The sequence below is a fragment of the Frankia nepalensis genome, assembly GCF_016786325.1.
Taxonomy (GTDB): Bacteria; Actinomycetota; Actinomycetes; order Frankiales; family Frankiaceae; genus Pseudofrankia; species Pseudofrankia nepalensis.
This window is the reverse complement of sequence record NZ_JADWYU010000179.1, coordinates 22,951-32,792: the sequence shown is the minus strand read 5'-3', so window position 1 is coordinate 32,792 and position 9,842 is coordinate 22,951. Positions and strand designations below refer to the sequence as shown.

At 69.8% G+C, this 9,842-nt stretch carries 7 protein-coding genes and 1 CRISPR repeat array; all 7 genes read left to right on the top strand.

Annotated features, from left to right (window positions below; genetic code table 11):
* Positions 1–68: 68 nt before the first annotated feature.
* Positions 69–1,113: direct repeats of the CRISPR family, unit length 37 nt; unit sequence GTTGTGACCCTCGCCGAGGCCGGGGCCTCGGCGCTGC.
* 170 nt (positions 1,114–1,283) lie between these two features.
* The 7 genes from cas3 (at position 1,284) to cas2 (ending at position 9,480) form a co-directional block, all read left to right on the top strand.
* On the top strand, positions 1,284–3,641 hold the full coding sequence (gene cas3 / locus I6A81_RS27325; protein ID WP_203003952.1) for a CRISPR-associated helicase Cas3': 2,358 nt from the start codon (positions 1,284–1,286) through the stop codon (positions 3,639–3,641).
* Positions 3,642–4,005: 364 nt separating this feature from the next.
* Positions 4,006–4,632 carry a type I-C CRISPR-associated protein Cas5c gene (gene cas5c, locus I6A81_RS27320; RefSeq protein ID WP_307874947.1) on the top strand — a complete coding sequence of 209 codons (627 nt, stop codon included), beginning with the start codon at positions 4,006–4,008 and terminating at the stop codon, positions 4,630–4,632.
* Positions 4,632–6,515 (top strand): type I-C CRISPR-associated protein Cas8c/Csd1, encoded by a 1,884-nt coding sequence (cas8c, locus tag I6A81_RS27315; RefSeq protein WP_203003954.1) that lies wholly within the window; start codon positions 4,632–4,634, stop codon positions 6,513–6,515. The genes cas5c and cas8c overlap by 1 nt, the downstream gene beginning before the upstream one ends.
* An 83-nt stretch (positions 6,516–6,598) precedes the next feature.
* Positions 6,599–7,489 carry a type I-C CRISPR-associated protein Cas7/Csd2 gene (gene cas7c, locus I6A81_RS27310; RefSeq protein ID WP_203003955.1) on the top strand — a complete coding sequence of 297 codons (891 nt, stop codon included), beginning with the start codon at positions 6,599–6,601 and terminating at the stop codon, positions 7,487–7,489.
* The gene (gene cas4, locus I6A81_RS27305) at positions 7,486–8,157 is read left to right on the top strand and encodes a CRISPR-associated protein Cas4 (protein ID WP_203003956.1); all 672 of its coding nucleotides are present in this window, start codon (positions 7,486–7,488) and stop codon (positions 8,155–8,157) included. Before cas7c ends, cas4 begins: the two co-directional genes overlap by 4 nt.
* Positions 8,150–9,190 (top strand): type I-C CRISPR-associated endonuclease Cas1c, encoded by a 1,041-nt coding sequence (gene cas1c, locus I6A81_RS27300; protein WP_203003957.1) that lies wholly within the window; start codon positions 8,150–8,152, stop codon positions 9,188–9,190. The genes cas4 and cas1c overlap by 8 nt, the downstream gene beginning before the upstream one ends.
* Positions 9,190–9,480, top strand: a complete 291-nt coding sequence (gene cas2 / locus I6A81_RS27295) for a CRISPR-associated endonuclease Cas2 (protein ID WP_203003958.1) — start codon at positions 9,190–9,192, stop codon at positions 9,478–9,480. Before cas1c ends, cas2 begins: the two co-directional genes overlap by 1 nt.
* The last annotated feature ends 362 nt before the right edge of the window (positions 9,481–9,842 follow it).

Sequence of the window (9,842 nt, the reverse complement as noted above, 5' to 3'; positions counted from 1 at the left end):
GACCCTCGCCGCGGCCGGGGCCTCGGCGCTGCCGGGGCGCGAGTGATGCCGAGCTCGTCGTCGGCGGCGTTGTGACCCTCGCCGAGGCCGGGGCCTCGGCGCTGCTCGGCCTGCCAGCGGCGGTCGGAGGTGTAGCAGACGTTGTGACCCTCGCCGAGGCCGGGGCCTCGGCGCTGCTCCGGGGCGCGCAGGGCGTCGTCATCCCACGAGTCGTTGTGACCCTCGCCGAGGCCGGGGCCTCGGCGCTGCCCCGTCGGGTCCGGCCGTTCCATCTCGATGCTCAGTTGTGACCCTCGCCGAGGCCGGGGCCTCGGCGCTGCCCGCCTCCGACAGCAGCGTCCGCAGGGTGACCCGGTTGTGACCCTCGCCGAGGCCGGGGCCTCGGCGCTGCCGCCCTGCGCACCGCCCTCGCGCGCGCCCGCGAGCTGTTGTGACCCTCGCCGAGGCCGGGGCCTCGGCGCTGCGCGGCAACCCGGTGATCGCGATTGTCCATCACCTGTTGTGACCCTCGCCGAGGCCGGGGCCTCGGCGCTGCCCTGAACCAGATGACCGCCTCCGGCGACGGGGTCGAGTTGTGACCCTCGCCGAGGCCGGGGCCTCGGCGCTGCGAATAGGTTTCCACCCTTTGCCTGGCCAGTTGGGGTGTTGTGACCCTCGCCGAGGCCGGGGCCTCGGCGCTGCCTACGACTGGGGCGCGAACTCGTACCTCAAGTGGTTGTGACCCTCGCCGAGGCCGGGGCCTCGGCGCTGCGGCGGACGAGTGGCAGACCGATCGCGGTGTAGAGCGGTTGTGACCCTCGCCGAGGCCGGGGCCTCGGCGCTGCCACCGATCTGGTGGCGGCCGCGGCCTATGTGACGACGTTGTGACCCTCGCCGAGGCCGGGGCCTCGGCGCTGCCCCGTCACGGTCTGCCCGCCGCGCGGGTACTCGTAGTTGTGACCCTCGCCGAGGCCGGGGCCTCGGCGCTGCATGCACCCGCTCTGGGTCATCCCGCTCACCGGCGGCGTTGTGACCCTCGCCGAGGCCGGGGCCTCGGCGCTGCGCGACCACCAGGTGGCGCGCGACTCCTTGCTGCCGTTGTGACCCTCGCCGAGGCCGGGGCCTCGGCGCTGCCCTGCCTGAGCAGGGAGGTTGCGATGCCAGGGTGCCGACAGATCGGCTTGGCTGGCAAGTCCTGTCCGGTTTGTGCTGATTTCTGCTTCGGAAGGTCCCGGTGGTTCAGGGGGAGCTTCGGGTTCCTAGATCGCCGACTGGTCGGATGTCGTCCGGGGGGCTGTGGGCCGGTGGCCCGATTTTGTCGGACCCGCGCGGTTCTATGTGGCGGTCCGATTGATGACGGGGGTCGGGCATGGCGACGGACGTACCGGGGGGATGCGGTGCTGTGGGCGCACAGCGTGAACGCTGTTGGTCGGCGACACACGCTAGTTGATCATTTGTGGGGTACGGGGCAACTCGCCGAGGGGTTCGCGTCGGCGTTCGGCGCTGGTGACCTGGGCCGGTTTCTTGGTGAGGCGCATGACGTGGGTAAGGCGTCGTGTGCCTGGCAGGCGGGTCTGCTGGCGTCGGAGGCGGCCGGCGGCGGCCGAGTGACGGCCGGCGGTAAGTCTGTCGATCACAAGTCGTTGGGCGTGGAACTGGCGCGGCGCCGCGGGGCCGATCTGCTGGGGTTGGCGTTGCATGGTCACCACGGCGGTCTGACCAGTCCGTCGGCGGTGCGGGCCGCGCTCGCGGCGGAGAACACGACCGAGGGCCGCGAGCGGTGGGTCGAGGCGGAAGCGGCGCTCGCGCCGCTGTTGCCGGGCCTGTTCGGCGGGCCCGCGCTTAGGCTGCCACCGGGGTTCGGCGGCGCGGGCGAGGCCGAGGTACTGGTCCGGTTCCTGTACAGCTGTCTGGTCGACGCGGACGCGTTGGACACGGAGGCGCATCGGAACGCGACCTCGGCGCGGGTGGCCCCGGACGCCGACATGGGCCTGCTGTGGGACCGGTTCTCCGCTCGTCGGAAGACGTTTCTGGATGGCCGGCCGGTGTCCGCGGTGGATCGGTGGCGGTCCGAGGTCTACGAGGCGTGCCTCGCGGCGGCCGAGGGGCCGACGGGTATCTATCGGTTGCCGGCGCCCACGGGTGCGGGCAAGACGATCGCGTCGGCCGCGTTCGCGTTGCGGCACGCGGCACTGTTGGGCAAGAAGCGGGTCATCGTGGCGGTGCCGTTCACGACGATCACCGAGCAGAACGCGGGCGTTTACCGCCGTCTGCTCGATCCCGAGGGGGGCGCCCCGGTCGTGTTGGAGCATCACACGCATGTCGCGGTCGACGAATCCGGAGGGCGGGAGCGGTGGCGGCGGCTGGCAGCCGAGAACTGGGACGCGCCGTTCGTCGTGACGACGACCGTCCAGCTGTTCGAGTCGTTGTTCGGGCGGAAGCCGTCGCGGATGCGCAAGGTGCACCGGCTGGCGAACGCGGTCGTGGTGCTCGACGAGGTCCAGGCCCTGCCCGCCGCGCTGCTGGTGCCGATCGTTGATGCGCTGCGGACGTTGTCGGCGCTGTTCGGGACGACGGTTCTGCTCGCGTCGGCGACGCAGCCGGAGTTGTTCGAGCTCGGCCCGCTGCGTGACACGGCGCCGAGGGAGGTGATCGCGCAACCGGGTCGGTTGTATGGCGCGTTGCGGCGGGTGCGGTATCGCTGGTGGACGAGCCCGAAGCCGACGCTGGAGGAGGTCGCGGACGAGGTGGCACGGCCGGCAGGCCCGGATCGTGACCAGGCCCTGGTGGTGGTCAACACGCGTCCGAACGCGCAGCGGATGTACGAGCTGGTCGGCGAACGGGTCGGGCCTGAGATGGTTGTGCGTCACCTGTCGACGTACATGTGCGCGGCGCACCGCGCGGCCGTGCTGGCCGAGGTCAAGGAACTGCTCGGCGCGGGGCAGCCGGTGCGGCTTGTCAGTACGCAGCTGATCGAGGCCGGTGTCGATATCGACTTCCCGGTCGTCTACCGGGCGCTCGCGCCCGCCGATGCGCTTCAGCAGTCCGCTGGCCGGGCGAACCGAGAAGGAGCGCTCGGGTTCGAGGGCGGGCTCGTCGTCATCTTCGACCCGGACGACGGGGGCGCGCCACCGGCCTACAAGATCCCGGTCGAGGTGACCAGAGAGGTCATGGGTGCTGGCATCGCTGATCCTGACGATCTCCTCGCGCTGCAGACCTTCTACCGCCAGTACCTGCTCGATCCCAGGATCACGGGACCGGCGAGCAGAGGGCAAGCGGTGCAGACCAGTCGCAAGGGGTTTGACTTCCACGCGGTCACCGACGGGCCGCTGATCGACGTGGGCCTTGGGGGTGACCGTGACCTGTCGAAGGCCTTTCGGATGATCACAGAGGACACCGTCCCCGTGGTCGTCTCGTACGGGCCGGACGCCGCCGAGGTGGAGGACCTGGTGGCTGAGCTCGGGCGGGCTCCGGTTCCTGACATGCGGTTGGTGCGTGCGCTGCAGCCCTATCTCGTTCAGCTTCGCCGAGCCGACCGGGGACGGCCTGAGGTCGCGGCGCTGTGCCGGCCGATCGTCGGTGACCTGGCGCAGTGGCTGGGGGACTACGACAAGCAGACCGGTCTGCGCCTCACCCAGGCTGCCGAGGACTTCATTTCATGACCACACGTCCTGTGGCGCGTATCGGCGCACAGCCAGACCGCCGCGGTCTTACTGCCGCTATTCCTGATACCGCCACGAATTTGACAAAGGCGGCGGACCCTGGTTCGCTAGGCACCGTCGCAGTGATCTAGCGTCCCTTGGCGCCAGTTTCCTGCGCTGGCGAGTTTTCTAGCCGTTCGGCCTATTTCCGATGGTCGGTCCGCCTCCAATGGAGGCCTTCCTGTGCTCCGTTCAGGGCTCCTGGTGAGACATATTCCGTGGCTTGGGTTGACGGGCGCCGGGCTTAGTCACGTCCGTGCGCACGCAGAAAGGGGAGTTTGCTGTGCCCATTGCTTTGCCGCGCTTGCCGTCGGGTGAGCTGCCGGTGTCGGTCCAAGTGTGGGGTGACGCCGCTTTGTTCACGAGGCCCGAGTTCCGGGTCGAGCGGATGAGCTATGCCGTCATGACGCCCACTGCCGCGATCGGTGTCCTGGAGTCGATCTTCTGGAAGCCGGAGTTCGAGTGGGTGCCGGTCGCGATCGAGGTGCTCCGGCCGATCAGGCAGTTCAGCCTGCGGCGCAACGAGACCCACGACCTGCCCAGCTTCGACGAGGCGGTGCGCCGGGGCCGGCGTGTGGACACCGTGGCCAACCGGGAGCAGCGCGCGGCGCTGTGCCTGCGCGACGTCGCCTACCGGATCCACGCCCACGTCGAGCTTCGGCCGCACGCGACGAAAACCGCGGCGGCCTACCGTGACCAGTTCCGCCGCCGGGTCGGCCGCGGCTCCTGTTTCCAGACTCCCTATCTCGGAACCCGGGAGTTCTCGGCCGCGTTCGGCCCGGTCGACGACACGCCGGCTGTCGACGTCACGGAGGATCTCGGCCTGATGCTGCACCGCATCATTCCCGGGCCGCCGATGCGCTCGACGTTGTTTGACGCCAAGCTGGAACGTGGCGTGGTGCGCATTCCTCGACACGGAATCCCCGGCGACACCTTGGTGGGGGCCGGCTGATGCTGCTGCAACGCCTTGTCGAGTTCGAGCGACCACGGGACGGCAGTGACGACGATCTTCCCCCGTTTTTCCAGATCCGACCCATGCGCTGGGGCGTTCGCATCAGCGAGGACGGGAAACTCCTCTCGCCACAGCTACGTGACCTGACGGATCCGGAAGGCGGCGCGCGCGGGAAGCTGGGCACCTCCAGGCCGGTGCCCTATCTCGCGCGCGCCGCCGGGATCTCCCCGCTGCTCGGCGCCGACGACCTGCAGTACGTGCTGGGCTGGGCCGACGAGAAGGCGAAGCCCGCCCGCGTCGACGGCTGCCATCAGGCGTCGGTCGACCTCATCGAACGGTGGGCGAACGCCGCGCCCGAAAGCCAGGCGGCTCAGGCGGTCCGCCGGTTCTACCGGTCCGGGGCGTTCCTGCGCGTCGAGCAGCCCGAGAAGTGGACCTCGAAACAGGGCGTGGTGTTCCTCGTCGGCGACCAGGCCCGCTGGGTGACCGACGACCCGTCACTGCGCCGTTTCTGGGCCACCGAGGTCGCCCGCCGCAAGGCCGGCGGAGGAACGACAGACGGCGAGGGCGGGCGAAGCGGGATCTGCCTGGTCTGCGGCCAGCCGGGCAGGCTGGTGGACCGGTTCCCCCAGCAGCTGCCACGCCGGCTCGTGCCGCTCACCACCCAGGCCAGCGCCGCCCTGGTCAGCGCGAACCGGCGGATCCACACCTACGACTTCAGCGACAGCCTCACCACCGTCCCGGTCTGCATCGGCTGCGCGCAGGCCTCGGTCGCCAACCTGCAGTACCTGCTCGACAACCCGCGCCACGCGATGTCCGCGGGCGGCGGAGACGGGCGGATGACCTGGTGGACGATCGGCGCCGAGTTCGACATCACCAGGATCCTCAGTCAACCCGACCCCGCCGAGGTCGCCGAACTCGTCAGAACCGTGCACACAGGCCGCCACGCTGCCGGTGATCTCGACAGTGACCGGTTCTGCTCGGTGACCATCGCCGGGAACGTGTCCCGCGTCATGATCCGAAACTGGGTCGACATGCCGCTGGGCCAGCTGAAAACCCATATCGCGGCCTGGTTCGCCGACCACCAGCTGCTCGGCGCGGATCCCGGCGGATCCGGCTACGTGCCTTTGGTCCGCCTGGAGCTGGCGGCCGGCCGGTGGGAACCGACCCCTGGCGACCGCCGCAAGGGCGCGTATGCCCGGTTCGACGCGCGCGGCGCGGCCCGCCCCGACGACGTCCAGCGCCAGTTGCTGCGCGCCGCGCTCACAGGCGCCGACCTGAGCCCGGCGCTGTTCGGGCACCTGCTCACCCGTATCCGTACCGACGGACACGTCGACGACCCGCGCGGTGCGCTGCTCCGTCTCGCGCTCGTCCGCCGCATCCGCCGCAGCCCCGAACCTGAAAGGCCCCCCGTGCCCGGACCAGGACTCGACCCCACCAACGACCACCCCGCCTACCTCGCGGGCCGGATCTTCGCCCAGCTCGAGACGATCCAGTACTACGCCGCCCGCGTCGGCCGGGCACCGGGCGACCGGCTCAACACCACCTTCGCTGACCGCTACCTCGCCGGCGCGATCGCCAACCCGAAGATCGCCCTGGTACAGGGGCAGCAGCTGGCCCAGCCCTGGCTGAAGAAGATCGGCCGTGGCCGGCCCGACCAGGCGTTCGCGCTGAGCCGCGACCTCGGCGAACTGTTCACGCTCTTCGACGCCAGCAAGGGCCTGCCAGGCAGCGCCACCCTCGACGACCAGGCGATGTTCATCCTCGGCTACCACCACCACCGGACCGACTCCATCCGCAAAGGCCGCGCCACCAACGCCGCCACGAAGACGGCCAGCGCCGCCGAAGGCCCCACCGAGGCCAGCGCGGACGCCGCGAGCTGACCGGCCGCCGGCCGCGCACTCTTCCTTCGATCCCCATCCGGCGTCGTCGCCGACGACCGGCCCATCCTTCACGAGGAGATTCTGTGTCCAGTTACTCGCTCGACCCCGCCGTCAAGCACGACCTGGTCTTCCTGTTCGATGTCGCCGACGGCAACCCGAACGGCGACCCCGACGCGGGCAACCGGCCCCGCACCGACGACGAAACTGGCCACGGCCTCGTCAGCGACGTCGCCCTCAAGCGGAAGGTCCGCGACACCATCGGGCTGGCCGCCGAATCGGCCGGCCTCGACCTGGCGCGCTACCAGATCTTCGTCGAGGCTGGGCACGCCCTCAACACCCGGCTGGAAGCCTCCTACACCGACAACGGCTTCACGCCCGGCGAGAAGCTCACCGGCGAGCAGGCCACCCAGGCCCGCGACTGGCTCACCGCCCGCTACGTCGACATCCGCCTGTTCGGCGCCGTCATGTCGACCGGTAGGACATCGGCGCTCGGACAGATCCGCGGACCGATCCAGGTCACCATCGCCCGCTCGATCGACCCGGTGAACCCCGTCGACCACGCGATCACCAGGGTCACCCAGACCCGCCAGGCCGACATCGACCAGGGCGAACGCACCGAGATGGGCAGCAAGTGGACCGTGCCCTACGGCCTGTACCGCGCCGAAATCCACTACTCGGCTCCGCTCGGGAAGCGAACCAAGGTCAGTACCGAAGACCTCGACCTGCTCCTACGAACTTTGATCAACATGTTCGACCACGACCGGTCCGCCACCCGCGGCGAGATGGCCACCCGGGGGCTGTACGTGTTCAGCCACAGCGACGCGTTCGGCGCCGCCCCCGCGCACACCCTCGCCAGCCGCATCCGGCTCCAGCGGATCAGCGACGGCGCGCCCCGCAGCTTCGACGACTACAAGGTCGACATCGACGACGCCAACCTGCCCACCGGCGTCAGACTCACCCGCGTCCTGGGATGACCACCCCACCCTGGTGGCCAGGCGGCGACACGCACGCCAGCCGGATAGCGCTGTCAGCGCTCGAACATCATCGCTACTGCGCCCGCCAGGCCGCCCTCATCCACCTCGACGGGATCTTCACCGACAACGTCGACACGGTACGGGGGACCGCGGCCCATTCCCACGTTCATCAGGCACCGGCCCGGCACCGCACCCCGGTGCCGGCCGGCGGCCGGCTACTCACCGGCGTCCCGGTCTGGAGCGACCGCCTCGGCCTCTACGGCATCTGTGACGCCGTCGAGGTCACCACGAACGCCGTTGTACCAGTCGAATACAAGATCGGCCGCTACGTTCCCGGCGGCCCGGCCGACATTCAGGCCGCCGCCCAGGCCATCTGCCTCACCGAGATGCAGCCACTCCCAGTGCCACACGCCGCGGTGTTCTCCTATGCCGACCGGCGACGTCACACGATCACCCTGACCGAGGACCTGCTGGCTCTCGTCGAACAGACCGCGGACGAGGTGCGCGCGATCCTCGCCGCCGACCGGCTCCCCACCGCCGTAGCGGACAGCCGCTGCCGCCGCTGCTCGCTGCGCACCGACTGCCTCCCGGAACTCGCGCGATCTGTCACCGCCAGCACCGCCACCGACCTGTACACCCCCCGACCACTCGGACGATGGGATGGTTGAACTCCTCAACACGCTCTACGCGACGACGCCCGGAACCAGTCTTCACCTGGACGGCGACACCGTCCGGATCCGCCAAACGGACACCGAAAGCGGCGCCCCCCGACGGCTGCTGCCCCTGACCCGCATCGATCACATCGTCGCGTTCGGCGGCGTCACCGTCACCGACGACCTCCTCCAACGCTGCGCCGCCGACCGGCGCTCGGTCACCTGGATGACCGGCAACGGCCGGATCACCGCCCGCGTCGAGGGCCCGACCGCTGGAAACCCGCTGCTACGCGTCGCCCAACACGACGCCTACCGAGACCGAGATCTCCGGCTCGGCCTCGGGAAAGCATTTATCGCGGGCAAGCTCCACAACACCCGCCAACACCTCCTCCGCGCCGGACGCGACGCCGCGGGCGACCGTCAGGCAGCACTACGCGAAACCGCTGAGCAGCACGCGACAGCGCTGCCCACCCTCCGCGATGCCCCGACACTTGAAGCGGTCATGGGCGTGGAGGGCAACGCCGCGCGGACATACGTCGCCACCTGGCGACACCTGCTCAGCTCGAACGCGACCATCAGCGCACCGCCCGGCCGGGCCAGCCGACCACCGACGGACCCCCTCAACGCCACCCTGTCCTTCGGCTACGCCATGCTGCGCATCGCGGTCCACGGCGCGCTCGAACACGTCGGCCTCGACCCGCACATCGGGTACCTCCACGGCATCCGCTCCGGAAAACCCGCACTCGCGCTCGATCTCATGGAAGAGTTCCGGGCCCTGTTCGTTGACCGGCTCGTCTTCTCCGCGTTCAACCAGCGCCAACTCACCGCCAGCGACTTCCTCACCACCCCAGGCGGAGGATGCCAGCTGACCGACGACGGCCGGCGCACCTTCCTCCAGCTCTGGAGCCAGGCCCGCGCCAGACCCTGGCGCCACACCCTTCTCAACTACGACGCCCCGGCCGCTGTCATCCCCCTGCTCCAAGCCCGCGTGCTCGCCCGCCACCTCCGGGGCGACCAGCCCAGCTACCTTCCCTGGAGCCCGGCCTGATGGACCTGCTGGTCACCTACGACGTCGACACCACCAGCACCACCGGCGCACGCCGCCTCCGCCGAGTCGCCAAGATCTGCGAAGGCCACGGAATCCGCGTCCAGAAGTCCGTCTTCGAGATCGTCTGCACCGAAGCACAGCGAGTTCTCCTCGAACACCAGCTCCGGGAGACCATCGACCTCCAGCTCGACAGCGTCCGCATCTATCCGCTACCCATTCGCTCCCTCGACACCGTCAGCCAGATCGGCACCGGCGTCCAAGCCCACCACCGCGGCGACCAGATCATCTGAACGCGAACCTGCTTCGGAACCCGAAGCACCCCCAGAAACACCGGTACCTTCTCAACTCTAAAACGGGACGAACCGGACGTCGATCTTCGTGTACAGGCGGTCCGGCATGTTCTAATTTAAGAAATCCCTGCTCAAGCAGGGCGGCACCGGGGATCCGTCCCCGGTGAGGCTCACAACATGATCTTGTGAGTGTCTCCTGAGACGGGGCGCTACGCGGCACCGGGGATCCGTCCCCGGTGAGGCTCACAACCGCCCCAAGCGCGCCTAGAAAGGGCCACCCCATGAGCGGCACCGGGGATCCGTCCCCGGTGAGGCTCACAACAAGAACGCGTCCGCCAACGTCGGCGGGCCCGACAGCGGCA

Excerpts from the sequence above, each read along its gene's own strand:
- cas1c (WP_203003957.1), top strand. The coding sequence starts at position 8,150 with ATGGTTGAACTCCTCAACACGCTCTACGCGACGACGCCCGGAACCAGT.
- cas2 (WP_203003958.1), top strand. The coding sequence starts at position 9,190 with ATGGACCTGCTGGTCACCTACGACGTCGACACCACCAGCACCACCGGC.
- cas4 (WP_203003956.1), top strand. The coding sequence starts at position 7,486 with ATGACCACCCCACCCTGGTGGCCAGGCGGCGACACGCACGCCAGCCGG.
- cas8c (WP_203003954.1), top strand. The coding sequence starts at position 4,632 with ATGCTGCTGCAACGCCTTGTCGAGTTCGAGCGACCACGGGACGGCAGT.